This window comes from Marinomonas sp. TI.3.20, from assembly GCF_038155025.1.
GTDB classification, from domain to species: Bacteria; Pseudomonadota; Gammaproteobacteria; order Pseudomonadales; family Marinomonadaceae; genus Marinomonas; species Marinomonas flavescens.
The window spans coordinates 1-13,162 of record NZ_JBAKAS010000006.1 but is presented as its reverse complement, the minus strand read 5'-3'; the positions used below and the strand labels follow the sequence as shown (position 1 = coordinate 13,162).

Below are 13,162 nucleotides of genomic sequence, written 5' to 3'. Positions count from 1 at the left end.
ATAAAAACTCAAACCACCTTTTTTGTTAACTTTGAGGCAAGTAAAAACAGACTGCCAAACACAATACCCCAGAAAGCAGATGCAATACCGAAAAACGATACACCTGATACTGTCACTAAAAATGTCACCAATGCTGCTTCTCGATACGTATCATCTGATACCGCATTTTTCAAATTCATACCAATCGTGCCAAGCAGTGCAACCCCTGCCAATGTAGCAATCATAGTGTCAGGAAAAACAGAAAATAACGCAACGACCGATGAACCAGCTAACCCAGATAAGAAGTAAAACACGCCTGCTGATAAGCCAGCAATATAGCGACGTTTAGGATCTCGATGGCACTCACCACCTGAACAAATCGCCGCTGTGATGGCCGCTAGATTAAACGCAAAACCTCCTAACGGCGCCAATACGACAGAAGTAAATCCAGTCCAGCTAATTAAAGGCGATACAGGTATTTGATAATTACTGCTCCTCATCACCGCCACTCCAGGGATATTTTGAGATGTCATGGTGACAATAAATAATGGAATTCCCACACCAATAAGCGCACTCAAGTTCCACTCAGGCCATACCCAAACAAACTGGCCAACAGACAATGGAATATGACTCATCATAGTCCCATCTGATCTCAACACAGAGAAAAGCACGCCAACCACTAGAACAACAAGAATGACATAACGAGGCAGAAAACATTTAACAATTAAATACGTTAACAGCATAGCAGCAACAAGAAATGTGTCACTTTGCAAAGATTCAAAAATACCTAACCCGAATTTGAACAACACGCCAGCCAGCATGGCACAGGCTATTGGCAACGGCACTAAACGCATTAACTTATCAAATAACCCCGTAATACCCGTTAAAAATGCGAGCAATCCCGCAAAAATAAAAACACCAATCGACTCGGCATACGTAATATGCCCAAGACTTGTCGCCAACAATGCCGCTCCTGGAGTAGACCAAGCGGTAATGACAGGGGCTTTATACCAAAGAGAAAGAAAAAAACAGCTCGCCCCCATTCCCAACCCTAAAGCCATGATCCAAGAGACGATAATATGTGAATCCGCACCCGACGCTTGCGCAGCCTGGAAAACAATGGCGACAGAACTTGCAAAACCGATCAAAACAGCAATAAAACCTGCAACAACGGCACTTATACTGAAATCTTTTAATACAGATATCACCTTTTCACTCCAAACAAAGCTTTGATAACGATCACTATATTTGAAACGATCTTATTTTTGTATACATTTTTAACGCCAGCTGGGTAGATTTCATAAAAAAAGCCGCTATTGCAATAAGCAAAGCGGCTTTAAAAAATCTTCTATTATGTTTAACCTAAAACAACCACACTTGCTATCTACCTTTTACTGGCCTAAATAAGCATTTAGAAAGGCTTTCGTACGAACCTCTTTCGGGGCTGTGAAAATGTCTTCTGGCTTACCTTCTTCAACAATGGCCCCATTGTCAAAAAAGCAAACACGGTCACTAATTTCCCGGGCAAAATACATTTCATGAGTCACTAACAGCATAGTGAAACTCTGTTCTTTCGCCAAATTCCTGATGACATCTAATACTTCATCCACCAATTCTGGGTCCAGAGCAGAGGTAATTTCATCAAGCAATAAAATAGAAGGACGCATAGCCAACGCTCGCGCAATCCCTACTCGCTGCTTTTGACCACCAGATAAATCATTAGGGTAACTATCTGCCTTATCTGCCAAACCGACTAATTCAAGAAGATCATCTGCGGCTTTCTCTGCTTCTTGTCGAGATAACCCCTTTACTCGCATAGGTGCTTCAGTAATGTTTCGTTTAACCGTCATATGAGGAAACAAGTTAAAATGCTGAAATACCATGCCTAAATGATTGCGCATCTTATGCAAATGCTTATTAGACGCTGGTACATAAGCCCCATTCCAAGGCATATGCCACAAAGATTCGCCATTAACATTAATATAACCGCCATCAATACCTTCTAAGGTCATTAAAATCCTTAGCAGTGTACTTTTTCCGGAACCACTGGGACCAATAATTGAAACAATCTCATTCTCTTCGACGCGAAAACTAAAATCGTTAAAAATAGTCGTATCACCAAATCGTTTCTGCACATTTTTGAACTCGATAATTGGCTTTTTCATTTCAAATTAAATCCTTCTTTTGGAAAACGCCTTTCAACCTGATGAATGCCATACGCTGCTACCACACTGAAAATTAAGTATAAAACCCCAACCATAGTAAAAGGCTCTATATATCTAAAGTTCTCTGAGCCGATAATTTTAGCAACTTGAAGCATTTCCAATAATGTAATCGCTGACAATTGCGGCGTTTCTTTAAACATCGCAATAATGTAGTTGCCGGTTGCAGGAATCATAGGACGAATAGCTTGAGGCAAAATAACGTCTCTGTAGGTATCAAGAGTGGATAGATTAAGCGCTCTAGATGCTTCCCATTGCCCTTTATCAACCCCTTCTATGCCACTACGAAACACCTCTGACAAATAAGCACCATAGTGAACGCCAAGCGCCAGTACACCAGTAAGCAAGGGTGACATGCTAATGCCAAATTCAGGCATCACGTAATACAGGAAAAATATTTGGACTAACAATGGCGTGCTACGAATAAACTCCATCACCCAATAAACACCGACACGAATAGGCTTGCTTCGACCCCTTCTCAATAAAGCAAAAACCAATCCAACGGCTATGGCTAACACACTCCCTAACAAAGTGGCCAACAAGGTGATTTTGGCGGCAGACAGGATCATTGGTAGAACTTCCCAAGCGAATGCCCAATCCCAAGTAACTTGAATCATTGATCAATCCCCCCACGCCCTAATCCTCTGCTCAAACGCTTTTCGAGATAGCGGAAAAATAATGATAAACACTGAGCCATTAAAAAATACAAAACTAAAACAACGCCGAAAATCTCCCCAACTTGCAACGTCATATCCGCAAGCGCCTTCGCCTTAAATGTTAGATCGCCAATAGTGATTAACGAAACAAGCGAGGTTGCTTTCACTAGCTCGATTGCCAAATTACCAAAAGGAGGAATCATATTAACCAGCGCTTGAGGTAAAATTATGTGCCACACACGCTGTGTAGAGGTAAAGTTCAATGCGACAGATGCTTCGTATTGGCCTTTAGGAACCGATTGAATAGCACCTCGCACAACCTCAGTACCATAAGCACCTATATTCAACCCCAAGGCAACAACACCTGCCGTCATTGCATCGATGGATATACCAAAAAAAGGCAATACAAAATAAATCCAGTACAACTGAATGAGTGCGGACGTTCCACGAAAAAACTCTATGTATAAAACCGCAATCTGTTTAATGGGGGATGGTGCGTAAAGACGGGTCAAACCAAAGATGAATGCCATTAACGCAGCAAGAGGCAGTGCCATTGCCACGATTTTAATCGTGACAATGGCACCTTGGAGCAGTACGGAGACAATTTCTCCAAATTCCATTGAGCTACTCCCTAAACACTATTTACAAAGTTTCGCAGTCGTTACATCACCAGGCAATGTATAGGTACCAAAACCGTAAGGCTTAACCAGCGCAAGATGTTCTTTACTACCGATAAAGGTTGAAAGCTCTTTATTAAACGCATCTCTTAATGACTTATCACCAGGACGGAAACCAAATGCACCATAACCTTTCACCGATTTACCATTAATAATCAAAGCGTCAAAAGGTTGTGCTAATTCAACATGACTGTCTTTATGAGCTAGAGTCGCCATCGTCAAGCTAGTACCTGCAAGAGCATCAATACGACCGGCTTTCAATGCGGCTACACCGGACGGATAATCCGGCAAAGTAACAATTTTACTCATATCAATACCGAAGTCTTTTGCATAACCATACTCAACAGCACCAGACATAACGCCCAATTTCACTGATTTTTTCTTAACATCAGCATAGCCATGAAGTTTGGCTGGATTACCGTTTTTAACCAAAAAGCCTTCCCCAATACTGTAAGTAGGGTTAGAGAAAAGCACTTGTTTGCATCGTTTCGGAGTGACATACATACCAGCAGCAATCACATCAAAACGACCGGCTCGTAAACCAGGAATTAACGAACCAAATTCGGTAACCACCACATTAACCTTCTTCACACCCAACTCATGAAGGACATGTACAGCAATACTAGGGGCTTCCCCAGCAGGCTTACCATCGGCTGTTGTGTAACCATAGGGAACTTCATTAGCCACACCGATAGTGACCTCTCCCTTTTCTTTAATTGCATTTAGTGTGTCCGCTGATGCAGAAATAGCAATCAACGACATCGCAAAAGTAATTAGAGATATAATATATTTCTTTGCTGAAAACCTCATTAAAGACCTCTTCCATAGGATAAATTAAAGTTATGAGCTCAATTTCCTTTACTACACTAAATAATATAGTTGAACTATTCAAGAATTAATTAGTCCTGTAATATTTTTAACTGTTATCTTATTTTTCTCTTTTCGTTAATTTCACTTCGCATTCTGTCCAATTTCATCTATCACGGTATAATGGGAAGATTAACATTTTCGAAAACGACAACATTGTGCAATCCGATCTTTGTATTTGCATATCGAGATATTACGATATAAATTAAGCTTCATCTGCTTAGGCTAAAGAAATGACTCAAAAAGATTTTGATAACATCATAAAAGCGCTTTCAAACCCTGCACGACGGGACATACTAACCTGGCTTAAATCCCCTAAAACGGAGTTTCCTGATCAATGCGGTCACTCTGAACATGGAGTTTGTGTGGGTCTCATTTTTGAAAAAGCGGGATTATCTCAATCCACAGTGTCCTCACATTTAGCCAATCTTCATCGTGCTGGTCTGGTGGTATCCAAACGTCAAGGACAATGGGTTTACTATCAGCGCAATGAAGCATGTATTAACGAATTTGCAGACTATCTAAAACAAACTTTATAATTTTGGAGCAGTCATGTCTCAGCTATTCGAACCTATTACGGTAGGCCAATTAGAACTTAAAAACCGTATCATCATGTCCCCTCTTACTCGCTGCCGTGCAAGCGAAGGAAGAGTACCAAACGATTTAATGGTCGAATATTACACTCAACGCGCCTCCGCTGGACTCATCATCAGTGAAGCGACTTCTGTCGACCCTATGGGGGTTGGCTACCCTGATACACCGGGTATTTGGTCTGATGAACAAGTTGAAGGCTGGAAAAAAATCACCAAAGCCGTTCATGATAAAGACGGAAAAATCGTTTTGCAGTTATGGCATGTAGGCCGTATCTCAGACCCTATCTATTTAAACGGCGAACAACCTGTAGCGCCAAGCGCAATCGCGGCCGAAGGGCACGTTAGTTTAGTCCGTCCGATCAAAGCATTTGTAGAACCTAGAGCATTAGAAACGAATGAAATCAAAGACATCATCAAGGCCTACCGTCTTGGTGCTCAAAACGCTAAAAAAGCGGGCTTTGATGGCGTAGAGATACATGGCGCTAATGGCTATTTACCCGACCAATTTCTTCAATCTTCTACTAATCAACGTGATGATGAATACGGCGGCAGTCTAGAAAATAGAGCGAGATTTTTGCTAGAAGCAACCGATGCTGCTATTGATGTTTGGGGAGCTGGCCGTGTAGGCGTTCACTTGTCACCACGCTGCGACGCTCATGACATGGGCGATAGCAACCCAAGCGACACCTTTGCCTATGTGGCCAAAGCATTAGCAGAACGTGAAATTGCCTTTATTTTTACCAGAGAACATTTCAATGAACCTGGTCTAACTGCTCAAATCAAAAAACAATTTGGCGGCACGGTTATAGGCAACGAAGCACTGACAAAAGCACAGGCAGAAGAATTGATCAAAAACGATGTCATTGACGCTGTCGCCTTTGGTAAAGACTACATAGCCAATCCAGACTTAGTTGAACGATTAGAACAAGACGCTAAGCTAAATACATTGAATACCGATACCATGTATGGATCTGGAAAAGAAGGCTATACTGACTATCCTTTCTTAGACTAAAGATAAACTTAAACACATAAGAAAGTCTTAATAATCAGAAATACCAGACCTTGTCTGGTATTTTTTTCTCTAAACCTTACTTAAAAAAATTAACAAAAACGGCGCTGAAATATGATCAAATTAACCATACTCACAATGATAGCTTTAACAAGCTTGGCTTGTAGCACCGCTTACTCAGAAACCTTTCAAGTAAAAATGGAAAACCGTGGCCCCATGGGGAAAATGGCCTTTGTACCCAGCCTCCTACACATACAGCCAGGAGATTCTATTGAGTTTATTAACGGTACTTTCGGTCATAACGCCATGACCATAAACTACATGATTCCAAAAGGGGCTAAAACCTTTCGCGGCGCCGTAAATGAAGAATTTACCACCACACTTACCCAAAACGGAATTTATAGAATAGTCTGCTTGCCACACTTCAACTTCGGCATGGTGATGCTAGTCCAAGTGGGTAATGATACGAACCTAAGAGACTATGTACTCCCAACGTCCTTACCTAAATATGCTACAAAACGCTTCGAAAAAATCATATCGCATCAACAGGAAAATGATACCGACCTGTAGAACGATGAAACATACGCGAATAACCAAACAAGAAAACCTTCAACATCACAGACGGAGGTTATGCCGGCGCAGCGTCTATTCTACTGTAGAAAATAATAATGACTAAACAAACAGGCCATAAAAAAACATGAAAATGTTCTTTTTGGAAGAATTCTACACGCTAAAGACCATAATAAGCATTATGTTTGACTGTAATATTTTTTAAAAATTTAATCCGGAAAGTGCTTAAGAAAACGATAAAAAAGCTCTCTTTCATCGCATTCTAAGTCAACCTCAAGCATGTTTTTTTCTAAACAGTCCCGTGCTGAATCTACGATAACTTCGGCTAAATCTATAACCTTATCGGGATTAATTAAAGTTGTATACTCTGGTTTGAAAGTTGATATATCACCGTCCCATGAAGTATCTGGATATTTGACAAGCACATCCATTTCACGGTCAAATTCAAAATAATAACTTGGTTTATTTGGATATAGTGCTTTAGCCATTAAGCTTGCGTTATGTAAAAACGAATTCCTTAAGGCGTAAAGAGCTTTTACATCTTCGCTACCTTCATCAAATTCAGCAAAGTAATATAATGCTTTATTAATACTACTGGCATTTTGATTTTGGTATTCTACTTTATCATTTCGTTTATAGGTAAATCCAATTTGCTCAATCACTCCAAAAGCACCAACAACAGGGACAAAGTTTTTTGAATACTCCATATGCCTTGCGTGATTAATTTCTCGTAATGTAATTGGCAAAATTGATTTTAACCAGCCGTCTATGAGTCGATAAGAGCCAGCGTTCCCTAAATGTGCATACGCCAATTCAAAGATACTTAGCTCATTGACATATTTTTCTTTCCATGTAGATATATCCATAACTTTTCTCTAATTTAACGCCCGCAACAGCGGAAATTTAGAAGCGTCAGTGGGTAAAATTTCCGAGTATAGTGACTTGTCATAGGATGATCTTACACCGTCAGAAGTAATAATATTAATTTTGGATATCGAGCTCACCAACAACTTGGTCTTCCCCAAATAAGTAGCTCAATTTAGCTAATGCTTCATCTGATAATTCTTGAGTAATCAATAGAGTCAAATTATGCTTGGCTCTAGAGCAGGCAACATAGAAGAGGTTACGATTTCTTTCAAAGCTATCCTTTTTATTTTCAGGATAACCATTCGCCATAAACTCAAACATTTGATTCCAGTTATACTGATTCCAACCACGACCCAGCACGACAAGAACATTATCGAACTCAGCGCCTTTTACGCCATGTTTTGTAGAAAATGGGGTTTTCTCCTCGATAAATTTAGTTAGCTGTATAACTTGTTGATAGCTAATTGCTCTTAAAGAAGTTATCTTCCTTAAGAATCGTTGACTTCTATCATCTAAATCATCAATATTAGCAGTTTGTAATTCTTGATATCTGGCTTCCAGTTGAGTAACTTTGTTTGACAAGCTTGGCTTGTTTATATTCAAAAGGTAATCTAATAAATCTCCAATAATTCCATTCAAACGAATATCATTTATCCGGTTTAAATTTGCAACCCATAGCCGCTTATCGTTCTGGCATTGCAACTGAGGGAACTTCTGGTTTATGACTTGAAATAAATCGCCATACTTTCGCATTTCAAAAAAGGCCGAAATTGGCTCTATAATATCGACGAAATACTTGATGTATGGATCATTCTTTTTTAAATAATCTTCTGGATAATTAAAGCAATCAGCAAGCTCTTTATATCCTTGTTCTGTCGCAAGCACATTATTTGTCAGCATCAAAACCTTTGTGTTTTCAGAGTCAAAATTCCATCCGTCGGCTTCCATAACTCCTTTCACATGTTCAAAATATTCATGTGCTATATCTTCAGGCAAATCACCTTTCCAATGCCCGCCAGTACGACGATCTCCAACCCAAGAATTGGAGTGATATATTAAAACCTGTCCATCAGACTCAGGATCAAATTCATGCTGAGGCAACTCTGGACGCATATTATTCAGACATTGAACAATATTTTTATCTGAGCGGAAGTTTGCGTTTTTTCCTATTTCTACAATATTACCTTGAGTGCTTACAATTAAGCCACATGCGTCCCTTCCATAGATTTTTTGCCAATGATCACCAAATAAACCGATTAAAATTCCAGCGTTATTATCAATCAGGTTATCAACAATTGAAGACGCTAATCCAATATTAGTATCTTGATACTCGTCGATGAAAATAATAGGAAACTTGGCTTTAAGAAGTGATTGGAATTTTGGATACTCCAACAAAGAAGCCATTAATTTAATAACATCATCATGATGCAACTCTATGACTTCTTCATCAATTTTAGGGAAGCCTAAATCATAGATAACCTTTTGACAGTTTATTCCTCCCGCTTCAGTAATACGATCTCCCCATCTATCACTTAGCTCAGGCATAAGATTACGAATCTGTGATTGAAAAGATTTTATAAAGCTCCAACTAAATGCGTGTATTGTATCTGCAAATATTACAGGGTGATTATCTGTTCTTTCACGTATCTCATTTTTAGCAACATTGGTATAAGTAATACAAGCAATCTTCTGCTCTTTTTGTGAAAACTCTAAAGATCGGTTGTCAATAAGGTGTTTCAAAGCCTTTAGAAGTGAGTAAGTTTTACCAGCACCAGCACCTGCTTCCAAGCGAAAACAGCTGCCATCATTTATCGCAGAAAACATCTCATCCAAAGCTTGTACTGATGCTTGCTCTGCAGGGCTAACTTCACACATTAGCAGGCTCCTCAGCAGTATCAGCCTCTTCTTCTCCTTCAGCAGCGAGAGGGGCATCTTCTAGCAAGGTAGTATTGCTATTTAACCAAACAAGCCCATCAACGATATATTTAGGCACATTCCATTCAGTTTCATCTATGGAATATTTAAGCGCAAAGTTAGCTTTACTTCCCTTTCCAATGGATTCTGCTATACCGTATGCAGAGGATTCAACATCCACTTCTTCATCCCCCTGAAGTCCATCAAATGCACCTCTATTTGCAAGAATAAAAGCATCTTCAAAGCTTCTGCCACACGCTTCACATTCTAATTCAGGAACTTGATAGGCAATTCTTCTATAGCCTGTAGTTTTTTCAATGTCTGTTTTATTTCTTAACTCATCTAAAGCTGGCCTTTCATCTTCATTAAACCAGTTATTCAAACCTGCATTTGATGAATGTGTACCTAGTGTAACTGGGCAAGCCGGATAGGTAACTCGCTGACCACCTTCATCTCTTCTAACGGAGTCAAGGTCTGTAATAATCACAGTTTTAAGTTCAAGAAAGTCAATAAACTTATAGAAGTGATGAGCATATGCACCTCCAACTTCAACAACTGAAAGATACTTACTTCTAAGTGAAGTATCTTCACTCTCATCTACCTTTTTGATTATTTCAGGTAATATAATTCTCTCTGTAGCTCCCTCTATTAGTATTGCTTTATCTGCAAAGTACAAATCACACTTAGTCAGCGTTAAATATTTATGTAGAAATTCTTTGTCTTCTCGACGATCTGCGGCTGAAAACTCTGCCCCTAAGTCCTTTATTTGAGTAGAGCCAGGATTTTTTGCTAGAAAGTACCTCACCTTGCTAAAGTCTGCTTCGTTAGCAATATGCGCTGAATGTGTACTTATCACAAACTGAATAGGCCAGATTACTCCTTCATTAAAAGTCTGTTCAAACTCCGAAACTATTTCATCGAGCTGTCGAATAAACACTTCCTGCATTTGAGGATGTAAATGAGCTTCAGGCTCTTCGATAAAGATGATATGAGATTTCGGCGCTGTCTCTTCAGCCTGATAAGCTCTGAAATATTCATAAATACGAAAGAGAATAAAGATGAGATTTCTAAAACCAAGGCCGTTATATGTTTCAGGCAAGGTAAAATGGTCATCTTTCTGATAATAAACCTTAGTATTACTTTCAAGTAACGATTTTACATTCAACTCAGTAGATGCACTCAGATTGGGGTCTTGCAAGCCAGGATATCCAAAAATTGTGAGCGTAGGTAAAAGTTGCTCCACCTTTTCTTGAAAATCTGTATCAACTCTTGTTTGTAACTCTTCTACAACTTCATTGATTTCTCCTGATAGCGCTCTAAATGCTTCAGGTGCACCTGCATTGGATGAACTATTAAAGATGTTACCTAGTGATTTACCTAAAACATCCCGCTCATTATGCGTTTCATCATCCAAGCCACGTTGAGCATTGATAACTTCTGAGCGAATCAAACGTTTTATTTTAGTGAAATCTAGTTTCACCCTATTATCAGAGTTGTTCGGTTCAATCGCGTAAAGCACAGCTTCAAAATTAAGGCTGACCGACTCTTTCAATGCTTTGAAGTAACTAGCCCGATCGGTTAAATCTAAATCACTAAACAGGCTATTAATTCCCCCATCTTTAACTTGGTAGGAAGCTAATATCTTTGTTTCGTATAAATCTTCATCAAGATCGATAATGAAATCACCGAGTAAACCATAAACATCAGCATCATCGCGATAATCAACCAACAGCTCCAACTCAATCGCAGGAATCTGTGGCCGCACTTCTGCCTCCGCAACACCCGCCTGGAAAGCAGCTAAAGCAGTTTCAAATCCACTTAAAGAGGATTGATTAAAATCCTCATATTTTAATTTTGGTGAGGGACCTGCTAAAAAGCTTCTGAATATCTCTGTTAGTGAGGTCTTACCCGTATTATTTCTACCAACAATTAAGGTAGATCTTTTATCCAATGTCATTTGGACATCTTTTAATAACCGGTAGTTTCTGATACGTACTTCTTTAATGAACACTTGATCTCCCTATTCTTATCATTAGCTGAATTTCTAATTACGCTACAGGGGATTTCGAGACGCTCCTAGTTCTATAACGGCTTATTCCTGTGCGTCGCTGATATCCTGGCAAAAATCTTTCGAGCTTGTAGCAGCAACTAATTGATTTTATTCTGAAACCTAACATAGCTTGAATATTCCCTTCTAGAAAAGCATGCACGTACACTATTTTGGTAAACATGGCATATAAACTTGTAAACCAAATCAATAACCTATTGACTTTATCAACGATCAAAATATCACCAACCGAATAAACAGGCAAGTACGAAAACAAAGTGCGCCTCCTCTCCTTGAAAGTCCAAATCATGCTATATATTTAAAAAGTATCTCTTTGCATTTGTGAACCACATGGAAAAAAGCAAACTTTTTACAGAAACTCGCCAGTACATACGATTGCATGGCTATAAAATTCGCACCGTATTTACTGGATTAAGTTCTACATTCGCAACGACCGGTTACAGCTTTCCTCATGGACGTTATGGTACCTGTCCTGAATATGAAGACAGCATTAGGTGCTAGCCTATTTATCGGTGACGACGAAGGTCAGAGTCCTTAAACGTTGACCCCTGTAGTTGGTTGGTCTTTGTGGGATCTGACCCTGCACAATTGGTGTAAGAGGTTCTTGTTTATCATTTGTGCTGACGCGTCGAGCTTGCGAGACAGGCGCAAGCAAATGGAAAATAAGAAACGGCTGTTCTACTGAAGCTTCGGTTACGACGAGGGTCAGAGCCCTTAAACGGCGAGTAATGTGGTTGATTGGACTCTGTACAACTGTTTAAGGGGTCTGACCCTGCACATCGACCCTGCACATCTGGCGCGATTAATATCGATGAAAAAGCTTAGGAACGCCTGTGCAATCAGTGTGAGAGGTGCTTGTTTTTCATTTACGCTGACGCGTCGAGCTTGCGAGACAGGCGCAAGCAAATGGAAGAACAAGAAACACCCGAAGCACTGCTTTCAGAGTGAAAAGACCCAAAAAAGACCCCCTCCAGCTCCCCCTTGGCAGGGGGAGGGCTAGATCGAGCCCTGTATTTTTCCGACTTATTTCAGGCATAAAAAAACCCGTTCTGCATTACCAGAACGGGCTTCTCTTTATATAAATCTTGATAACGACCTACTCTCACATGGGATCCCCCACACTACCATCGGCGATGACGCTTTTCACTTCTGAGTTCGGTATGGGATCAGGTGGTTCAACGTCTCTATGATCATCAAGAAAACTGGTATGTTTTAGTAGCAATTGGCTAATAAAATCAAATTTTCTTATGCCTGATAATTCAGGACTTCTTAATTATAAGCTTGACGACGACCTACTCTCACATGGGATCCCCCACACTACCATCGGCGATGACGCTTTTCACTTCTGAGTTCGGGATGGGATCAGGTGGTTCAACGTCTCTATGATCGTCAAGCAATTCTGCTGCGTTCGTTCTGGTTCTAACTTTTCAGCTAGCTAACCAAAACACGCGAAGACATGCTTGGATCTTTAACAATTCGTTTTGAAATAACGTAAATCAAGGTTAAACCGATATGACCTCCATGGATGGAGGAAATGCTGAAAATTGTCAGGAACAATTTCAGTACTTAATCGTAATTCTATGTGTCTTTTGGATGAGTTTTTTCTCTCTTCTAAACCACTTTGGTGTTATATGGTCAAGCCTCACGAGCAATTAGTATTGGTTAGCTCAATGCCTCACAGCACTTACACACCCAACCTATCAACGTCCTAGTCTCGAACGGCTCTTCAGGGGACTTATG

General features: G+C 39.9%; 12 protein-coding genes and 3 rRNA genes. 4 read left to right on the top strand and 11 right to left on the bottom strand.

The features are described 5' to 3' along the window. Positions 1 to 8: 8 nt before the first annotated feature. The 5 genes from V6259_RS07955 to ehuB form a co-directional block, all read right to left on the bottom strand. Complete coding sequence (locus V6259_RS07955; protein WP_341584109.1) at positions 9 to 1,187, bottom strand: benzoate/H(+) symporter BenE family transporter; 1,179 nt, start codon at positions 1,185 to 1,187, stop codon at positions 9 to 11. Positions 1,188 to 1,370: 183 nt separating this feature from the next. Then, positions 1,371 to 2,144 carry an ectoine/hydroxyectoine ABC transporter ATP-binding protein EhuA gene (gene ehuA / locus V6259_RS07950; protein WP_133012501.1) on the bottom strand — a complete coding sequence of 258 codons (774 nt, stop codon included), beginning with the start codon at positions 2,142 to 2,144 and terminating at the stop codon, positions 1,371 to 1,373. Beyond that, entirely contained in the window at positions 2,141 to 2,818 is a 678-nt protein-coding gene (gene ehuD, locus V6259_RS07945) for an ectoine/hydroxyectoine ABC transporter permease subunit EhuD (protein ID WP_133012502.1), read from the bottom strand. The genes ehuA and ehuD overlap by 4 nt, the downstream gene beginning before the upstream one ends. After that, positions 2,815 to 3,477: an ectoine/hydroxyectoine ABC transporter permease subunit EhuC gene (gene ehuC, locus V6259_RS07940; protein ID WP_341584108.1), complete on the bottom strand. Its 663-nt coding sequence runs from the start codon at positions 3,475 to 3,477 to the stop codon at positions 2,815 to 2,817. Before ehuC ends, ehuD begins: the two co-directional genes overlap by 4 nt. Positions 3,478 to 3,495: 18 nt before the next feature. Continuing rightward, positions 3,496 to 4,344, bottom strand: coding sequence for an ectoine/hydroxyectoine ABC transporter substrate-binding protein EhuB (gene ehuB / locus V6259_RS07935; RefSeq protein WP_341584107.1), 849 nt, complete (start codon positions 4,342 to 4,344; stop codon positions 3,496 to 3,498). Between the two features lie 290 nt (positions 4,345 to 4,634). Between ehuB and V6259_RS07930 the strand changes: the two genes are divergently transcribed. From V6259_RS07930 to V6259_RS07920, 3 genes are all read left to right on the top strand, one after another. Then, positions 4,635 to 4,940 carry an ArsR/SmtB family transcription factor gene (locus V6259_RS07930; RefSeq protein ID WP_133012505.1) on the top strand — a complete coding sequence of 102 codons (306 nt, stop codon included), beginning with the start codon at positions 4,635 to 4,637 and terminating at the stop codon, positions 4,938 to 4,940. A gap of 13 nt (positions 4,941 to 4,953) precedes the next feature. Then, positions 4,954 to 6,006 carry an alkene reductase gene (locus V6259_RS07925; protein WP_341584106.1) on the top strand — a complete coding sequence of 351 codons (1,053 nt, stop codon included), beginning with the start codon at positions 4,954 to 4,956 and terminating at the stop codon, positions 6,004 to 6,006. Positions 6,007 to 6,117: 111 nt separating this feature from the next. Further along, positions 6,118 to 6,573, top strand: coding sequence for a pseudoazurin (locus V6259_RS07920; protein WP_341584105.1), 456 nt, complete (start codon positions 6,118 to 6,120; stop codon positions 6,571 to 6,573). Between the two features lie 209 nt (positions 6,574 to 6,782). Here V6259_RS07920 and V6259_RS07915 read toward each other — a convergent pair whose 3' ends face one another. The 3 genes from V6259_RS07915 to V6259_RS07905 all read right to left on the bottom strand — a co-directional run bounded on the left by V6259_RS07915 (position 6,783) and on the right by V6259_RS07905 (position 11,365). Beyond that, entirely contained in the window at positions 6,783 to 7,439 is a 657-nt protein-coding gene (locus V6259_RS07915; RefSeq protein WP_341584104.1) for a hypothetical protein, read from the bottom strand. 115 nt (positions 7,440 to 7,554) lie between these two features. Further along, a complete protein-coding gene (locus tag V6259_RS07910) occupies positions 7,555 to 9,315 on the bottom strand; it encodes a UvrD-helicase domain-containing protein (protein WP_341584103.1) in 1,761 nt (586 codons plus the stop codon). After that, a complete protein-coding gene (locus V6259_RS07905; RefSeq protein WP_341584102.1) occupies positions 9,308 to 11,365 on the bottom strand; it encodes an ATP-dependent nuclease in 2,058 nt (685 codons plus the stop codon). The genes V6259_RS07910 and V6259_RS07905 overlap by 8 nt, the downstream gene beginning before the upstream one ends. A 387-nt stretch (positions 11,366 to 11,752) precedes the next feature. Between V6259_RS07905 and V6259_RS07900 the strand changes: the two genes are divergently transcribed. After that, entirely contained in the window at positions 11,753 to 11,923 is a 171-nt protein-coding gene (locus V6259_RS07900) for a hypothetical protein (RefSeq protein WP_341584101.1), read from the top strand. 582 nt (positions 11,924 to 12,505) lie between these two features. Here the strand turns inward: V6259_RS07900 and rrf (V6259_RS07895) are convergent. The 3 genes from rrf (V6259_RS07895) to V6259_RS07885 form a co-directional block, all read right to left on the bottom strand. Next, positions 12,506 to 12,620 (bottom strand): 5S ribosomal RNA (rrf, locus tag V6259_RS07895). 81 nt (positions 12,621 to 12,701) lie between these two features. Beyond that, positions 12,702 to 12,816 (bottom strand): 5S ribosomal RNA (gene rrf / locus V6259_RS07890). Positions 12,817 to 13,053: 237 nt separating this feature from the next. Continuing rightward, positions 13,054 to 13,162, bottom strand: a 23S ribosomal RNA gene (locus V6259_RS07885); the annotation flags it as partial.